Origin of the sequence: Corynebacterium sp. CCUG 70398 (assembly GCF_024454055.1) — a bacterium.
GTDB classification, from domain to species: Bacteria; Actinomycetota; Actinomycetes; order Mycobacteriales; family Mycobacteriaceae; genus Corynebacterium; species Corynebacterium genitalium.
In genome coordinates this window covers 1-15797 of sequence record NZ_JAGPYZ010000015.1, presented here as the reverse complement: position 1 = coordinate 15797, position 15797 = coordinate 1, and the positions used below count along the sequence as shown (strand labels likewise).

Sequence of the window (15797 nt, the reverse complement as noted above, 5' to 3'; positions counted from 1 at the left end):
CGTTGTCGGTCACGCTGACTCACATAAAGCTACACACCAACCACCAACAACACAAACCCCCAGCACAAACACGGTTTTTAGGTGCCGTCGATAAGCGTTTTAAACGCTAATTCGTTGCACGTTGGCGCCGAGCGCATTGAGGCTCTCGACAAAGTAGGGGTAACCGCGGTCGATGTGCTCGACATCGTGGACGACGGTCTGCCCATCGGCGACAAGGCCAGCGAGAACAAGGCCGGCGCCTGCACGGATATCGGAGGACCACACGTCGGTGGAGGAGAGTTCGTTCACGCCGCGCAGCACAACGTGGTGGCCGTCAACGGTGGCGTCCGCACCCAGGCGGAGCATCTCGTCGACAAAGCGGAAACGCGATTCGAAGACGTTCTCCGTGATCACCGATGTGCCGTCGGCGATAGCGCTCAAGCCGATAGCCATGGGTTGAAGGTCAGTAGGAAAGCCGGGGAACGGCAACGTTTGGTAGTCCACCGCCTGAGGGCGGCGATTCATCCGGATGCGGAAGCCCTGGTCGTAGGTCTCCACGTCAGCGCCTGCAGTTCGCAGCTTTGACAAAGCGAGGTGGAGGTGACGCGGGGCGATGCCGCCGACTGTCACGTCACCCTGGGTCATCGCGGCCGCGTAGGCCCAGGTGCCTGCGACAATGCGGTCACCGACGACGGTGTGCTCTGTCGGGCGAAGCGACTCCACGCCGTCGATAGTGATGGTCGACGTGCCCGCACCCTGGATCCGCGCGCCCATCTCATTGAGCATCTCGCACAGATCCACAATCTCAGGCTCGCGGGCGGCGTTGTCCAGAATCGTCTGACCTTCCGCAAGAACCGAGGCCGTGAGAATGTTCTCTGTTGCGCCCACGGACGGGAAGTCGAGGCTGATCTTCGCACCGCGCAGTTTGTCCGCGCGGGCAACCACAGCGCCGTGCTCGATGTGCGTCGTCGCACCGAGCTTCTCCAAACCCGATTGGTGCATATCCAGGGGACGTGAACCGATCGCATCTCCACCGGGCAGCGCAACGACGGCCTCACCGCAGCGCGCAGTGAGCGGCCCGAGCACCGCTACCGACGCACGGAACTGCCGCACCGCGTCGAAGTCAGCACGAGAGGAGATGAACGCTGGCGAGTGGATGCGCACGACTGTGCCCTCAATCTCCACTTGGCAGCCCAAGCCCTCGAGAACCTTCTTCATCAACGGGACGTCGAGAATCTCGGGGCAGTTGTTCAGGGTCGTTGTTCCCTCCGCGAGAAGGGCCGCTGCCATGAGCTTGAGCACACTGTTCTTCGCGCCTTCGACTCGCACCGAGCCCTGCAGACGGGTGCCACCTTGGACCAGAAATCGCTGTTTCACGGCACCCAGGGTAATGAAAGTTTTAAGGCAGTGCGCCAATGCGGCGTGCGGCGTTCACAGCCTCGTAGCGCGTGTGGGCTCCGAGCTTGCGCATCACGCTGCGGAGGTAGGACTTCACCGTCTCCGCGCCGATGCCCATTTCTTCGGCGGCCTCCACGTTCGTATGCCCCAGGGCTACGCACGACAAAACGTCCAGCTCACGAGCAGACAGCTTCGTCGCTTGTTTGACACGCACCGGGGAGACCATCTGGTCACACAGCTGCTCCAGCTCCTTGCGGACCGGACCTTCCTCCACACGGTTCGCCAGCATGCGCAGCTTGGAGTGGGTCGCACGCACCTGTTCCCACTCGGCCCCGTTCATCACGCGGCCGGTCTTAGCGGTGGCAGTTTTGCCGCCCTCGGCTCGTCGTAAAGCGGAGTTGACCGCGAGGTCTTGCTCAAGCGTGCGCGCTGTCATCGTGACTTCCTCGATGACCTTCTCCCCCAGCCGCACGGGTGAATGCACACCTACGTACAGGACGCCGCGGATTTCGCGCTGCACGATGACGGGCACAGCCACCACAGAATGCAAGCCTTCGTCCTGGATCGATGCGTCGTGCTCGTGGGAGATGACGCTCGCGCGGGTGTAATCGGACACGCCCACCGCGCGACGGGTAGCCACAACACGCCCGCCGACGCCTTGGTTCGGATCCAGAACCAAGTTGTGCAGCGACGTCGTGCGCAGCCCCACCCACTGGGTGATCTGCAGCCGGTTGTCTGCAAGCAGTGTGCCGTACATGGCCACCGGGATTCCGGTCGCGGTCTTAAGGGACGTCAGTGAGGCGCGGATTGCGTCCTCATCGTCCTTGACCCGGTGCGGATCCATTCGTTCTCCTTCATCAGAGCGCCCACTGCAAGTGATTCCCCGACTCAGGGAAACATCTGGTTCGGTGTGCGGATGAGGTCCATAATAACCCGGTTATGGGGGTAACCAAATTGCGACCCCTCCCCTAAGGCACGTCGTTGACATGTGCACTGACATGTCGGAATGCCCGAATCACCGGACGAAGCTACCATCCCTCTCCCCCGAGTGGGTGCCCCCGCGCACGTCACCGCCGCAAAACAGGTCGGTTCAACATAGTTATACCGAGCGGTCTAGGTTTCTGCGCGAATTGATGTACGATCGGTTTCCGTGAGCGGAGCACCCGCGCTACCGCCCAAAAAAGACACATGCGACCAACGCAAGGAGCGCTACCTCATGGCGAACATCTACAACAACATCCTGGACACCATCGGCGGCACCCCGCTGGTCCAGCTCAACGGCATTACCAAGGACACCGACGCCGCTAACGCACGCGTGTTGGGCAAGCTGGAGTTCTTCAACCCGGCCAACTCCGTCAAGGACCGCATCGGCCGCGCAATCATCGACGCAGCTGAGGCTTCCGGCGAACTCAAGCCGGGCGGCACCATCGTCGAGGCAACCTCCGGCAACACCGGTATCGCCCTCGCGCTTGTCGGTGCAGCTCGCGGCTACAAGGTCATCCTGACCATGCCGGAAACCATGTCCGTCGAGCGTCGCGTTGTCCTGCGCGCATACGGTGCGCAGATCGAGCTCACCCCGGGCTCCGCAGGCATGAAGGGTGCTGTCGAAAAGGCAGACGAGATTGTCGCGCAGACCGAAAACGCCATCCTTGCCCGCCAGTTCGAGAACGAAGCCAACCCGAAGGTCCACTACGAGACCACCGGCCCAGAGCTGTGGAACGACACCGACGGCGAGATCGACATCCTCGTGGCAGGCGTGGGCACCGGCGGCACCATCTCCGGCGCCGGCAAGTACCTCAAGGAGAAGAACCCGGACATCAAGCTCGTCGCGGTCGAGCCGTCCGCTTCCCCGCTGCTGTCCGAGGGCACCGCGGGTCCGCACAAGATCCAGGGCCTGGGCGCGAACTTCGTCCCGGGCACCCTCGACCGCGAGATCGTTGACGAAGTGATCACCATCTCCAACGAGGATGCCGTAGCGACCTCCCGCGAGCTCGCAGCGAAGGACGGCATCCTGGGCGGCATCTCCACCGGTGCCAACATCAAGGCTGCACTTGAGGTCGCGTCCCGCCCGGAGAACGCCGGCAAGACCATCGCCACCATCGTCTGCGACTTCGGCGAGCGCTACATCTCCACCATTTTGTACGAGGACATCCGCGACTAAGCATTGCTTATCGACGGCTCACCGCCCCGTCACCGCCCCCGCATCCTGTGAATCTAAACCCGCAGGGCCGCGGGGGCGTTCCGTTTCGCGCTGCTAAACTCTGGCGACATGTTCAAGGTGATCAGCGCAATCCGTGAGGACTTGGAAAACGCCCGGCAGCATGACCCCGCCGCCCGCGGCGACGTGGAGAACGCCATTGTTTACTCCGGCCTTCACGCCATCTGGTCGCACCGGATCAGCCACAAACTGTGGGTGAACGGTCACAAGGGGCCCGCGCGTGTGCTGGCGCAGTTCACCCGCTTTCTCACCGGTGTGGAGATCCACCCCGGCGCCACGATCGGCCGGCGCTTCTTCATCGACCACGGCATGGGCATCGTGATCGGCGAAACCGCCGAGATCGGCGACGGTGTCATGCTCTACCACGGTGTCACCTTGGGCGGGCAGGTGCTCACGCAGACCAAGCGCCACCCCACCATCGGCGACAACGTCACCATCGGTGCGGGCGCGAAGGTACTGGGCCCGATCACGATCGGCGAGGGTTCCGCTGTCGGCGCCAACGCTGTGGTGACAAAAGACGTCCCAGCGAACTGCATCGCCATCGGCATCCCCGCCAAATGCCGCCCGCGCATGCAAGACGAGCGTAAGCACTTGGTGGACCCGGACGCCTACGTGGCGAACGACTCGAACTACGTGATCTAGGACACGAGTGCGGTGGTACAGCCGCCGCCCTTTTGCCGAAATCTCCGGTTAGCTAGAGCCAATCGACTAGAAGGCTACATTTCTCGCCAAGAAAGAAACGTTCTAGCTAGTTGTTTCTAGCTGCTCGTGTCCACGGCGTTATGTTGGCAAGGGCAACTACGACACGAGGTCGTTGTACTCCGGATTCTTCGCAATGAAGTTTTCCACGGCAGAGCACGACGGCACGATCTGCTTGCCAGCGCTACGGGTGTCGTCGAGCGCCGCCTTGATCAGCTTGCCGGATAGTCCTCGACCGCGGAACGCCGGGTCGATGACGGTGTGGTTGAAGTCCCGCACGTCGCCGGTCTCGTGGTAGTTGGCGAAGCCTGCTTGCTGCCCGTCGACCTCGATGACGTAACGGTGCCCAACTTCGTTGTGCTCGACCTTGTAGTCGTTGTTCTGGTTATCGCTCATGGCACGACCCTACAGACGAAAAAATCCCTTCGCTTTCGCGGAGGGATTCATTCTGTGGCCAGAGCCAGGATCGAACTGGCGACCCCACACTTTTCAGGCGTGTGCTCTACCAACTGAGCTATCTGGCCGGAACCGCTGAAACTAAGCAGTTCAGCGACCCTGACGGGACTTGAACCCGCGACCTCCGCCGTGACAGGGCGGCGCGCTAACCAACTGCGCCACAGGGCCTTATTCTTTTGTTTTCGCACTTCCGCGGCTATGTGATTTCCGCGTCTTGCACGAGTTAATAGCTTACACAGACGCTGACTAAGCTAACAAATCGCCAGAACAACTACGATTTTCTCAAGTGTTGCTCCGCTCACGGCGTTCTCCGTTCACGGTGAGCGCTACCGCTACAATCCCGAGAACCATGCCCGCGATCTGACCAGCGTTGACCGGCTGCTGAAACATCAACCATGTCCAGAAAGAAGTAACCGGCGGGGTCACGAACAGTAACAAGCTAGTCATGGTCGACCCCATGGTCCGCAAACATGCTGTATAAGCTGCGTAGCCACCGATGCCAGAAAGAAACATGAGCCAAACCATCGCCCAGACGAAGTCAGCGTTGACATGGACACCCATGTCCCCCATCGCCAACGCGACTCCCGTGAAGATCACAGCTGCGGTAGCCGTCTGTATGGCGAGGGCCTGCACGATGCTTCCTTGAGCATCCGATGCCCGCTCAAGGACCGCGCTCGCGGACAATCCCAACAAAGCGACGAACGGTAACAACAACCCAAACACCGACGTGGAAGAAAAATCGATTGAACCGGCAGCCAATCCGACTGCAACTAGGCCTAGCACCAGGCCAGCCGCCATCCGGAAGTTGAACGGATCGCCCCACAGACGCGCCCCCACAGCCGCGACGAGAATCGGCTGCAAGGCGCACACAAGAGAGGTAATCCCGGGATCAATAGCTAGGTCTGAAGCCCAAAAAACGGCGCCAAGAAAGGTCGCGTGAGAGAGAACCCCCATTAAGATTTGATGCTTCCAAGCGGATCTCGTCAGGGCTGGCAACAAGCGAGCTTTTGCCGGGTGCTTAGCGCTTCGGAGCAGCAAAATGACCCCGGCGAGCAGCACAGCCGTGGCGATGTATCGCCACGCTAACAACCCGATAGGCGAGGCATTTTCACCTACCAGAAGGGAACCCACGAACCCAGAGCTCCAGCAGATGATGAATGCGATTGAAATGAGAATTGGCTTCATGAAAGATAGGTAAATATACCGGTCGGTATACTGTCAATGTACCCTCCCCGAAGGAGCGAGAATTGGTTGATCTAGCGCACCTCAGTCCATTCCCAAAACCCAGCACCACCCCGGCTGGTGAACGAATTCTGCTGGCAGCTACGGATTTGTTTTATTCACAAGGTATTGCCGCAACCGGTTTGGACCTCGTCGTGGAGAACGCTGGCGTGACAAAGCGAACGCTTTATCAGCGCTTCGGGTCCAAGGACGGGCTGGTTTGCGCGTATCTCACTGCTCGAGCGAATCAGTGGCAACAACTAGTGCTGCACAGCGTCGATGAGGCAGAGAAAGCAGGATCGGACACTGTCGAATCAGTGTTCAATCTCACCCAAGAATGGATCGCCAACAACCCTCGAGGGTGCGGGTTCGTGAACGCATGGGTCGAGCTTGGCAACGACTGCGGCGCAGAACTGAAAGCAGTGATTCAGAGCGAGAAGCGGTGGATGCGCACTCTTTTCGTCGCGTTAACTGGCGACACACAAACTGGTGAACTCGTTCATGAGTTATACGAAGGCGCGTTGGTTTGCGCGGCCATATTCGGCGACTTCGGATCGCTTGACCGTGCCAAAGCGGGGGCACAACGACTTATCACGTCGTAGAAGAAGACGCTGGTCTCCTTCTTCATGGGCCCGGTTACCCCGTGCCCTCAGGCGAGGTACTGCAGCCGTACGGCGATTCACGGAGGTTGCAGGTTAATCGTCGATAAGCAAAAAGCCCCGAGGAAACCCTCGGGGCACATGGCGACCCTGACGGGACTTGAACCCGCGACCTCCGCCGTGACAGGGCGGCGCGCTAACCAACTGCGCCACAGGGCCTTCGTACCCCCAACGGGATTCGAACCCGTGTTGCCGCCGTGAAAGGGCGGAGTCCTAGGCCACTAGACGATGGGGGCAAAGCCGTATTGACTTGTTCGCCGTCCGCTGGACAGCTTGCCTATCATAAACCGGCCCGTCAACCCCCTCCAAATGCACAGGTGGTCAGCTATTTATGCGGCGAGAGTAGCACTCAAGACGGAGACCACCATGGCGATGACCATGGTGTTGAAGGTGAAGGCAATCAAAGTGTTGTAGCGGATCTCTTTCCAGGCGTGCCTGTTTGTCGGGGTGGCGGGAACACTTGCACCCATCGTGGACACCATCACTGCCTGGTTCAGGTAGTCGCCGAAGAGCGGCTCCCCATCCAAATAGGAGAAGTCGAACATAGGCTGCTCCCCTTCCGCCCGGTACCGATAGTCGAGCTCGAGGTACTCCGCCGCGTAGGTGACGATCATGAACACCCACGACCACACCACCGCGATACCACCGACTGCCAACCAGCGCCAATCCTCCCGGAAAACATCGAAGCGGCTCATCGCGATCGCCGCGGCCATCGCCACGATCGCGCCGAGGCCGGAAAGGTTCGCGGCCCCCTTGATTCCCCACCCCTTAACCCACTTACTCTCGGCGGAGGCACGCTCGGATCGCGCATATGCCCGCAGCTCAGCCGGGTTGAGGCGCGAGAGCAGGCGCACCGTCCACCAGCCGAAGATCGTGACGTAGACGACCCAGTAAATCAGGTAGGTGCTGATGATCACCATCTCCGAATGCTGCGCGAGCATTTCCCGCGGGAGCAGCAACCGCAGCATGATGATCGCGCCGAATGCGAGGACGGTGCTCACCGCGTACCGGGTGACCTCCGAGGCGCCACGGAAATCTTTCTCACCCATCTAGCGGGTGACTGGCACCATGGTGGATCGGTTGTCGTGGGAGTTCACGACGGTCTTGCCGAAGGGGAAGCAGGTGACCGGGATGAGCTTCAGGTTCGCCCACGCCAACGGCAACCCGATGATTGTGATCGCCTGGGCCAGAGCAGTGGCGATGTGTCCGAGTGCCAACCACAGGCCAGCAACGATGAACCAGATGACGTTGCCGATCAGACTGAAGCCCCCGCCTTGGCCGGTGTCAACTACTTCGCGGCCAAACGGCCAGAGCACGTACCCGGCGATGCGGAAGGACGCCAGACCGAACGGGATGGTCACGATGAGCAGACAGGCCAACACGCCGGCGAGAACGTAGCCAAGGAACAACCAGATACCGGCGGTGATCAGCCAAACGATGTTGAGGATCAGTCGAAGGAGAGCCATACCCGTCACTTTAGCGAGCAAAAGCGAGTTACAGGTCGTGCTTTACGGATTCGAGGTTGAGCATGACCTGCTGAGGCTTTGAAATTAGGCGAGCAAAAGCAAGCTCACTGCCATCACAGCCATGCCGGCGACAAAACCGTATATGGCGGTGTGGTGACGGCCGGTCTCAATGGCGGTGGGTAGCAGCTTGTCGATGCTCACAAACACCATTACTCCCGCGATTGCCGCGAACACGACACCGAGCGCCTCGGGACCAATGAACGGCCGCAGAAGCAGGTAGCCCACCACCGCGCCGAGTGGCTCCGCCAGACCCGACAGTGTTGCCCACCACGCCGCGCGCCACTTAGAACCCGTCGCTTCACGCATGGGCACCGCCACCGCGATGCCTTCGGGAATGTTGTGGATCGCAATGGCCACCGCGATGGGCAGCGCGAACGCCGGATCCTGCAGCGCGACAAAGAAGGTGGCGAAGCCTTCGGGGAAGTTGTGAATGGCGATTGCCAGCGCCGTCATCACCCCCACCCGGCGCATCCGGCCGGCGGCGCGCACGTCCGGCCCCTCATGCGGGTTGATCTCTTCCGGTACGAACCGGTCAATGACAGCGATGAGCGCAATACCGGCGAAGAAAGCGACCGCGGCCCACACGTCGGGGCGGCTGCGTCCCGCCTCGCTGAGCCCGTCCACCCCTTCCGGGAGCAGTTCCACCAGGGAGACGAACACCATAACCCCGGCGGACAAACCGAGAGCTCCCGCCAAGAAGCGCTGGCTGGGAGTGTTCTTGAGGGCGACGATGAGGCCGCCGAGGCCCGTCGATAAGCCTGCGAACAAGCTGAATCCGAAAGCAACGGCGAGCTCTGCCATGCGAAAAGCCTACAGTAGGGATTATGGCTACCGCAAACATCTACAGCGACGCAGAACTCCACCCCACCAAAGACGAATTCGCCAACCAATTCTCGAGGATCACCCAGGTCGACGGCTCCTACCGCGCGTACGACCGCGACGACAAAGTCGGCATCGAGGTGCTCGTCGGCCCCGACAACGAGGGCAACCTCACGCAGTGCGGCTTCAGCTACCGCGAGGAAGACATGGCGCTTGACGACGAGCTGACGCCCCTTACCCACTCCGTCCTCGGCCGCCGCTCCGTGGCACACCTGACAGCAGACCCTGTCGCAGTGCGCGAATTCGCGCAGGTGATCCTGACCGGCGACAACGGTGCAGACTTCTCTGAGACCTCGCCGATCTTCGCCGTCCGCGGCACGGGCAGTGAGGATGTCACAGTCGATAACGTGGTCGTTGAGAACCACGACATGCTCAACTCCGTGGGCACTCTCACCGTCGACGGCGAGGAAAAGCGCTACCAGCTGCGGATCCAGCGCCTCATCCGTGAGATCCCGCAAGCCGAGGAAGGCGACCTCGCGCTCGTGCGTGACGACGGCGCGATCCTCATGAACCTCGGCATCTGGGACTAGCGCGACTATTCGCCGTCGATGCGGGCGAGTAGCGCGTCACGCACCTCGCGGCGGCGGATCTTACCTAGCTGATCTTTCGGCAGATCCTCAAAGTGGTAGAAGGTGCGCGGCACCTTGTACCGGGTGAGGTTCTCACGCGCGAATTCTTTCAGGCCGTCCGGGTCGAGCTTCGTGCCCTCCGCCAGCACCACGCACGCGACGACGTCCTCGGAACCGTCCGTGCGGGGACGACCAACCACGGTGACCTCCTCGATGTCTGGGTGCGTGCGCAACGTCTCTTCCACTTCCGCCGGGTAGACGTTGAACCCGCCGGTGATGATCAGCTCTTTGATGCGGCTGACCAGTTTGATGAAGCCGTCTTCATCCATCACGCCCATGTCGCCGGTGCGGAACCAGCCGTCGTGGAAGACTGTGGCTGACGCCTCATCGTTGTTCAGGTACCCGCCGAAGACTTGCGGCCCCTTGGCCAGGATCTCGCCGGCCTCACCGTAGGGCATTTCCTCGTCGAGGTTATCGGGGTCGGCAATGCGGATTTCCGTGTCCGGGAACGGGATGCCGATGTACCCGGGCCGGCGATCATCCGTCGGCGGGTTACCGATGAGAATCGGCGACGTCTCTGTCAGCCCGTAGCCCTCCACGAGCCGGCCGCCGGTCGCCTTCTCCCAGCCCTCGATGACCTCCGCCGGCAGCGATGACGCGCCAGAGAAGCCCGTCTGTACTGCGGAGATGTCCGAGCCTTCTTCCTCAGCCGTCGACACAATGCGCTCAAATACGGTAGGCACACCCGGCACGAACGTCGGCGGGTTCTTTTTCTTCATCGCGCCCATGATCAGGTCCATCGTCGGGGCGGGCAGCAAGATCAGTTCGCTGCCGATGAGGAACGTCAGCGTCAACGAGAACGTCAGACCGTAAGCATGGAAGAACGGCAGCGTGGCCAGCATGCGCTGGCCGGGTTCCTGCAGCTCCTTGACCCACGCGCGCCCCTGGATCGGGTTGGCCAGCAAGTTGCGGTGCGTCAGCGGCGCACCCTTGGGGCTTCCGGTGGTGCCGGAGGTGTAGAGGATGAGGGCGGGGTCGTCGCTAAGCATGCGCGGCGTGTCGATCGCGCGGGGTTCGCCGAGGAACCTCTCCCACGGCAGCGTGTCCTTCGCCTGCGCTGTCAGCGACGCGCGCGCTTCCTTGAGCTTTCCGACGGGCACCCGCAACGCCACCCGCTGCACCAGGGGCATCGCTTTTGTCATGTCCACGCTGACGATCGTCTCCAGCGGGGTGTCTTTCGCGAGTTTTTTCGCCGTGTCGGCGGCCTTATCCCAGACCACAGCGACCTTGGCACCGTGATCGTTGAACTGGGGGCGCAGCTCATTCACCGTGTAGAGCGGGTTGTGCTCCACCACGACCGCGCCGAGCTTCTGTACGGCGAAAAATGCCACGACGTGCTGTGGGCAGTTCGGCAGCATGATGGCCACGCGGTCGCCCTGGGCCACCCCGACCTTGCGCAACCCGTCGGCAGCCCGGCGGACCTGCTCGTCGAGCCGGGCGTAGGTCATGGACCTGCCGAAGAACCGCGTCGCCGGCTTTCGCCCGTTCGCCGCGAGATTCCTGTCGTAGAGGTCCGCCAGCGTGTCGTCGCCGTAGTCCAACGTGTGGTCGGTCCACTCCGGGTAGAAGCGCAGCCACGGCTTCTCGGCGGAGCTGCGGCGACTGCCCTCGGCCTTACTGAGGCTGATTCTGGTGCTGCCGGTGCTCGTGTTGATTCTGCTGTCTTCGCTGTTTGCGCGATCTGCGACCATAGGCGCCACCCTACGCCCCTTCGACGGCCTCATGCTGGGGCGCCGACCCTTAGGTTGAGAATCCCAGAACGTTCGAAAGCACCGAGATGGTCACGACTGCGCCAGTCACGTAATTCAGCCAGAGGAAGACCCTCCACGCACGATTCACTGCCGCCGACGTGGCGTCAGTGACGTTCCAAAACCTCAACGTGTTGGCCACATATCCCAGGCCAAGCAGTCCCACAACCCACCCCGGGGCCGGCAGCACGAAGCACAGCCCGGCCGCCAAACCGTACAGCACGCCCGCGAACCGCGTGGTCGTCCGGGCGCCGAGCTCTGTGGCCACGGAGCCGGTGCATGGTCTTCGGCAGCACAGCGCCTTCCACACCGCCTTTGCGCGGGTTGACGATGTCAGATTCGTAGTCGAAGACATCATTGATCCCGTACATCGCGATGTTGTACGGGATGAGGAAGAAGATGAACCCCACTACCAGCAGCGCGGAAAACTCTCCCTGCGCCAGCAGGTAAGTCAGCGCGAACGGAACGGCTGTGTTCACCCAGCTCAGCGGCCGCGACGCCGCGAGAATGCCCCGTAGCACCCGCATCAGTCACGCCCCCAGAACGCGGTGACCACCAGGGCTGTGAACAGTGGGTAGAACAGATCCTCCACCGGAATCCGCCCAATGTTCAGCCCGAGAGTCGTTGCGTGACCGAATTCGTACAGGCCTGCTGCCACCATGAGGTTGTCAAAGACGATGGTGAGCACGAACAGGATGCCGGCCACCGCGGCGGTCAACTTCCAGGGCCGCCGCCTAGCCCACAATGCCGCGGCCGCGAGCAAAAACGGCGCAGAGATGAGAAGGTACGTCACGAGCGCAGCAGTCCTGTCAGGTTCATGGTCAGGTACGTGAGAAAGAACAGGAAAATCGGTTCTTCCAGCGGCAGCTGCGGCGCAAGATCGATGCCCACCATGTAGGGCGAATCGCCGCGCACGAACGTGCCAGTGGCAATGCCGAGCCCGTCCCAGCACAGCAGAGCCGCCACACACCCCAGAGAGAGCAGCCAGGCCCGGCGCGAGTCACGGAAAAACGCAGTCTTCCAGCGGTGGTCGATGACCACCATGCCTGCCAGCGAAAACAGCAGCACCCCCAGGTACGCGAACTGCATTAGAGCGCCTCCGGTAGCGGGCCCGCACTCGTGTCGCCGCGCAGCCGCTTGATCACGTTCTCGGCGGAGATCAGGCACATGGGCACACCCACACCAGGGGTTGTCGTTCCGCCGGCGTAGTACAGGTTGTCCAGCTTGCGGCTCTTGTTGGACCCACGCAAAAACGCCGACTGCCTCAACGTGTGCGCAGGTCCGATGGATCCGCCCGACCACGCGTGATAACGCTCAGCGAAGTCCGCCGGTCCCAGTGTTTGCTTGACGACGATTCTTCCCTCCAACCCCTCAACCCCGCACCAATCAGCAATCTGCTGGGTGGCGGCGCTCGCAATGCGTTCGACCTGCTCGCTCGCCTGCCCCCGGTACATGCTGCCGTGGCCGACAGCTTCCTCTGCGGCGACGGGGACGAGCACGAAGAGGTTCTCGCATCCCTCCGGGGCCACACCGGGATCGGTCGCGCTCGGCTTGGAGACGTAGATGGAGCGGGAGGCGCCGAGGGGCCTTTCGGGTACTGGGCCGTCGAAGACCGCGGCGAAATCGTCGTCCCACTCGTGGGAGAACAGCAGGTTGTGGTGCGCAAGCTGGGGAATCTCCCCCTCCACGCCCAGCATGACCAGCACCGTGCCCAGGCCAGGATCGCGCGGGGCGAAGTAGCTCTCGTCGTAGGTGCGCTTCTTCTTCGGCAGCAGACGGGTCTCCGTGTGGTGCAGGTCCGCGCAGGAGATAACGATGTCGGCGGGGAGGGTGCGGCCGTCGATAAGCGTGATGCCTGTGGCCGTGCGCCCGGAATAGTTGATCGCTGCGACTTCGGTGTTGAAGGAAAAGCGCACGCCCTGCTCCACGGCGATGTCGTAGATCGCGTCCATCACTGCGGCGAATCCACCTAGGGGGTATTGCACGCCCTGGGTGAGGTCGGTGTGGCTCATCAAGTGGTACATCGACGGCGTGCGCGCGGGGTGCGAGGAGAGGAACACTGCCGGGTACGTGAGCATCTGGCGCAGGCGGACGTCGGCGAAACGGCTAGCCACGAAGCGGTCGATCGGCTCGGTGAGATAGCGCGCCAACTTACTGTAATGGCCGGAGATCTGCGTGAACGGCGCGACGGAGCGGAACGTCGTGTACAGGAAGTTCTCCAGCGCGAGCTCGTAGGTCTCGTCAGCAGTGTCGAGGTAGGCGCGCAGCTTTGCTCCGGCACCGGGTTCGATGGACTCGAAAAGTTCGGCGGCGTTGTCACGGCCAGAGGTGACGTCGATGGGCGCATCGCCCTCGGGAAACAGCCGGTACGCGGGGGTGAGCGGTGTCAGATCCAGCACGTCGGCGGTGCGCTTGCCGAACAACGCGAAGAAGTGGTCGAACGCGTCTGGCATGAGGTACCAGCTGGGGCCGGTATCAAAGCGGAAACCCTCGACAGATTCCGTACCGGCCCGGCCGCCATGGGTGGGCAACTTATCCACGACCGTGGTCTCGATGCCCTCTTTGGCCAGCAGTGCGGCTGTGGCCATGCCGGCCACGCCGGCACCGATCACGATTGCTGTTTCGGGGTGGGTCACTGGGTTCTCACTTTCCTGATTGCCCGCGCCGTGAGCAACAGCTTGCGGTGGTTGGGCACGCTGATTCTCGTCGCGGCCACCTCGTGCGCCGGTGTGGCCGCGATGCGCTCGTTCAGGTCGCGGAAGAGCGCTTCGGCCGCTGCCACTCCCCGTGCCGCGGCGGTCGGTAGAAGCGGGATGGCTGTGCGGGCGCGGTCGAGTTCGCGGTTGATGTCGCTGGTGAGGGTGCGCTTCGTGGCGTCATCAAGCGTGGCGCCGAGATACGCACGCCCCAGGTCGTCGCGGTCTTCACCGAGGTCGCGGAGGAAGTTGACCTTTTGAAACGCCGATCCTAATGCCCGGGCACCCTCCTCCATCGTGCGGCGATTTTCAGGCGTGGGGGTGTGGCCGCACAGGAAGATGTCCAAGCACATCAAGCCGATCACCTCGGCGGAACCGTAAATGTAGTCCCCCAAATCTTCCTCGGAGTAATCCGAATGCGTAATGTCGCGGCGCATCGAGGCAAAGAACGCCCGCACGTGGTCATCTTTGATGCCGCAGCGGCGGTGCGTGTTCGCCCAGGCGTGGAGCACCGGGTCGGTGTGAAAACGGTGCATCGGCGCGTGCAAGACCTGCTCTTCGTAGAGCTCCAACAGGGTTTCCGGGCACTCGTTGGCCTCAGCGGCGGTGCCATCGACGATCTCGTCAGCGATTCGGACCACCGCGTACACGTTGCGGATGTCGCGCTTCGTGTCCGCATCGAGCACCTGCGTGGCTAGGGAGAAACTGGTGGAGTACTGCCCGATCACCTGCGCCGCGGCTCTGTCCGCCATGCGGTCGTAGCGGGCAAGATAGGAATCTGTCACAACGGGCCTTTGCAGCAGAGCAGTAGGTACCTCACCGAGCCTACAGCGCGGGACCGGCTCCCGTTCGGGCCTGAGCCAGGCGCTGCGGCAAGCGCTGCCACGGAGGGGAGGAAGAAAATCCCCGCATCATCGAATGCCACCCCCTGCTGAACCGCCGGCGAAGCTGGCGCCGGCCACGCAGGGCTCGGTCGTCCATTCCCACCACAAGCTCGGGCACGAAGCGAATCGTCTCCCCCGCCCGCACCGCAAAAGAGAGCTGAATGTCGTCGTGCGATTCAGTGTCAGCGAGATCCAGCGTGCTGCCGACGGCCTGCCACCACTCGGTGCGAAACGAGCTGTTGGTCCCGAACAACGGCGGGTGGCCCAGGGCAGAACCGACCGAGAGACGGTACATGGATAGGTAGAGGCGGGAAATGAGGTGGGGTGTGCCGTCGAAAAGCGCGGGGCCGGTGATCCCTACGGTGTGGGCAGGAGCGTGACGCCACTGCTGCTCCACCCTTTCCAGATATGTTTCCGGCAGCCACGCGTCCGCGTCGGTGCGAACAATGTAGTCGGCACCTAACCCGCATGCCGCGTTATAACCCGCTGCCGCTGCCCATGTGATTCCACGACGCGCTTCCGTGATGACAGTCGCACCGTGCGCCGTGGCAACCTGCACTGAATCATCGTCCGACCCGTTGTCGACGACGACCGTGAAATCCGCCGCGCGACGTTGCCGGGTGATGCTGCGCAGACAACGCTCGAGCAACTCCGCGTCATTGAGACACGGGATCACCACGGAGATTGTCGGACTAGCCACGCAGCAAGTCTAAGCCAGGGACACAAGCGGGTTAAACGACAAAAGGGGATGCGGACGGAATCTTGGAGGATTCCATCATGAACCGCTCATACACCAAGGAGCAGC

The 15797-nt window shown here is 62.1% G+C and carries 17 protein-coding genes, 4 tRNA genes and 1 pseudogene; 4 read left to right on the top strand and 18 right to left on the bottom strand.

The window, feature by feature from the left end; all coding sequences use genetic code 11:
• Positions 1–99: 99 nt before the first annotated feature.
• On the bottom strand, positions 100–1356 hold the full coding sequence (gene murA / locus KBX07_RS11160; RefSeq protein WP_256004729.1) for a UDP-N-acetylglucosamine 1-carboxyvinyltransferase: 1257 nt from the start codon (positions 1354–1356) through the stop codon (positions 100–102).
• A gap of 22 nt (positions 1357–1378) precedes the next feature.
• Positions 1379–2221 (bottom strand): acetate metabolism transcriptional regulator RamA, encoded by an 843-nt coding sequence (ramA, locus tag KBX07_RS11155; RefSeq protein WP_255995520.1) that lies wholly within the window; start codon positions 2219–2221, stop codon positions 1379–1381.
• A 372-nt stretch (positions 2222–2593) separates the two neighbouring features.
• On the opposite strand from ramA, the gene cysK reads away from it, so the two are divergent.
• Together cysK and epsC are read left to right on the top strand one after the other, a co-directional pair.
• Positions 2594–3538, top strand: a complete 945-nt coding sequence (gene cysK / locus KBX07_RS11150) for a cysteine synthase A (protein ID WP_255995523.1) — start codon at positions 2594–2596, stop codon at positions 3536–3538.
• A 108-nt stretch (positions 3539–3646) separates the two neighbouring features.
• Entirely contained in the window at positions 3647–4237 is a 591-nt protein-coding gene (epsC, locus tag KBX07_RS11145) for a serine O-acetyltransferase EpsC (RefSeq protein ID WP_256024157.1), read from the top strand.
• 156 nt (positions 4238–4393) lie between these two features.
• On the opposite strand, the gene KBX07_RS11140 is transcribed toward epsC, so the two are convergent.
• The 4 genes from KBX07_RS11140 to KBX07_RS11125 all read right to left on the bottom strand — a co-directional run bounded on the left by KBX07_RS11140 (position 4394) and on the right by KBX07_RS11125 (position 5935).
• Positions 4394–4690, bottom strand: a complete 297-nt coding sequence (locus KBX07_RS11140; protein ID WP_255995517.1) for a GNAT family N-acetyltransferase — start codon at positions 4688–4690, stop codon at positions 4394–4396.
• A 55-nt stretch (positions 4691–4745) separates the two neighbouring features.
• Positions 4746–4818 (bottom strand) — tRNA-Phe (locus tag KBX07_RS11135).
• A gap of 26 nt (positions 4819–4844) precedes the next feature.
• Positions 4845–4918 (bottom strand) — tRNA-Asp (locus tag KBX07_RS11130).
• A 114-nt stretch (positions 4919–5032) separates the two neighbouring features.
• A complete protein-coding gene (locus KBX07_RS11125) occupies positions 5033–5935 on the bottom strand; it encodes a DMT family transporter (RefSeq protein WP_256024156.1) in 903 nt (300 codons plus the stop codon).
• 62 nt (positions 5936–5997) lie between these two features.
• On the opposite strand from KBX07_RS11125, the gene KBX07_RS11120 reads away from it, so the two are divergent.
• Entirely contained in the window at positions 5998–6573 is a 576-nt protein-coding gene (locus tag KBX07_RS11120; protein WP_040423510.1) for a TetR/AcrR family transcriptional regulator, read from the top strand.
• Positions 6574–6712: 139 nt separating this feature from the next.
• Here the strand turns inward: KBX07_RS11120 and KBX07_RS11115 are convergent.
• From KBX07_RS11115 to zupT, 5 genes are all read right to left on the bottom strand, one after another.
• Positions 6713–6789 (bottom strand) — tRNA-Asp (locus KBX07_RS11115).
• 4 nt (positions 6790–6793) lie between these two features.
• Positions 6794–6866 (bottom strand) — tRNA-Glu (locus KBX07_RS11110).
• Positions 6867–6959: 93 nt separating this feature from the next.
• Entirely contained in the window at positions 6960–7679 is a 720-nt protein-coding gene (locus KBX07_RS11105; RefSeq protein ID WP_256024155.1) for a DUF1345 domain-containing protein, read from the bottom strand.
• The gene (locus KBX07_RS11100; RefSeq protein WP_256024154.1) at positions 7680–8096 is read right to left on the bottom strand and encodes a YccF domain-containing protein; all 417 of its coding nucleotides are present in this window, start codon (positions 8094–8096) and stop codon (positions 7680–7682) included.
• 84 nt (positions 8097–8180) lie between these two features.
• Positions 8181–8957 (bottom strand): zinc transporter ZupT, encoded by a 777-nt coding sequence (gene zupT / locus KBX07_RS11095; RefSeq protein ID WP_005288741.1) that lies wholly within the window; start codon positions 8955–8957, stop codon positions 8181–8183.
• Positions 8958–8980: 23 nt separating this feature from the next.
• Between zupT and KBX07_RS11090 the strand changes: the two genes are divergently transcribed.
• Positions 8981–9565 carry a hypothetical protein gene (locus KBX07_RS11090; RefSeq protein WP_005288738.1) on the top strand — a complete coding sequence of 195 codons (585 nt, stop codon included), beginning with the start codon at positions 8981–8983 and terminating at the stop codon, positions 9563–9565.
• Between the two features lie 5 nt (positions 9566–9570).
• Here KBX07_RS11090 and KBX07_RS11085 read toward each other — a convergent pair whose 3' ends face one another.
• The 7 genes and pseudogenes from KBX07_RS11085 to KBX07_RS11055 all read right to left on the bottom strand — a co-directional run bounded on the left by KBX07_RS11085 (position 9571) and on the right by KBX07_RS11055 (position 15692).
• Positions 9571–11355 (bottom strand): long-chain-fatty-acid--CoA ligase, encoded by a 1785-nt coding sequence (locus KBX07_RS11085; RefSeq protein WP_256024153.1) that lies wholly within the window; start codon positions 11353–11355, stop codon positions 9571–9573.
• 49 nt (positions 11356–11404) lie between these two features.
• Positions 11405–11939: pseudogene (locus KBX07_RS11080) on the bottom strand (UbiA family prenyltransferase).
• Positions 11939–12205 carry a lycopene cyclase domain-containing protein gene (locus tag KBX07_RS11075; protein WP_256024152.1) on the bottom strand — a complete coding sequence of 89 codons (267 nt, stop codon included), beginning with the start codon at positions 12203–12205 and terminating at the stop codon, positions 11939–11941. The pseudogene KBX07_RS11080 and the gene KBX07_RS11075 overlap by 1 nt, the downstream one beginning before the upstream one ends.
• Positions 12202–12501 carry a lycopene cyclase domain-containing protein gene (locus KBX07_RS11070; RefSeq protein ID WP_256024151.1) on the bottom strand — a complete coding sequence of 100 codons (300 nt, stop codon included), beginning with the start codon at positions 12499–12501 and terminating at the stop codon, positions 12202–12204. The genes KBX07_RS11075 and KBX07_RS11070 overlap by 4 nt, the downstream gene beginning before the upstream one ends.
• On the bottom strand, positions 12501–14048 hold the full coding sequence (gene crtI, locus KBX07_RS11065) for a phytoene desaturase family protein (RefSeq protein ID WP_256024149.1): 1548 nt from the start codon (positions 14046–14048) through the stop codon (positions 12501–12503). Before crtI ends, KBX07_RS11070 begins: the two co-directional genes overlap by 1 nt.
• Entirely contained in the window at positions 14045–14893 is an 849-nt protein-coding gene (locus KBX07_RS11060; protein ID WP_256024148.1) for a squalene/phytoene synthase family protein, read from the bottom strand. Before KBX07_RS11060 ends, crtI begins: the two co-directional genes overlap by 4 nt.
• Before the next feature lie 40 nt (positions 14894–14933).
• A complete protein-coding gene (locus tag KBX07_RS11055) occupies positions 14934–15692 on the bottom strand; it encodes a glycosyltransferase family 2 protein (protein ID WP_256024146.1) in 759 nt (252 codons plus the stop codon).
• Positions 15693–15797 lie beyond the last annotated feature (105 nt).